The organism is Bacillus nitratireducens, from assembly GCF_036320425.1.
GTDB classification, from domain to species: Bacteria; Bacillota; Bacilli; order Bacillales; family Bacillaceae_G; genus Bacillus_A; species Bacillus_A nitratireducens.
In genome coordinates, this window is sequence record NZ_JAUMJO010000063.1 from 1 (window position 1) to 257 (window position 257).

Annotated in this window: 1 protein-coding gene; it reads left to right on the forward strand. The window is 35.4% G+C overall.

Going from position 1 to position 257, the window contains the following annotated elements:
* On the forward strand, nucleotides 1–194 hold a 194-nt coding region (locus tag Q3V31_RS30860; RefSeq protein WP_329767707.1), incomplete at its 5' end, for a DDE-type integrase/transposase/recombinase.
* Nucleotides 195–257 lie beyond the last annotated feature (63 nt).

The following is a 257-nucleotide window of genomic DNA, read 5'->3' on the forward strand; positions in this document are numbered from 1 at the left end:
TAGAACAAGATCATCGCTTTATAAAGAAGCGAATCCGTTCTATGCTAGGCCTTAAATCTTTTGACACAGCTACATCCATTCTTTCTGGAGTAGAAGCCATGTATATGATTAAAAAAGAACAGATTGCTTTACGGAGCCAGTCTGTACAAAATCAAAAAGAATTCATCCATCAATTGTTTGGACTTGCAACATAAGATACGATTCCGTTAGGAATATATATGCTTTATTCCCTTGTGTTTTATTTTTGCACCAGAACC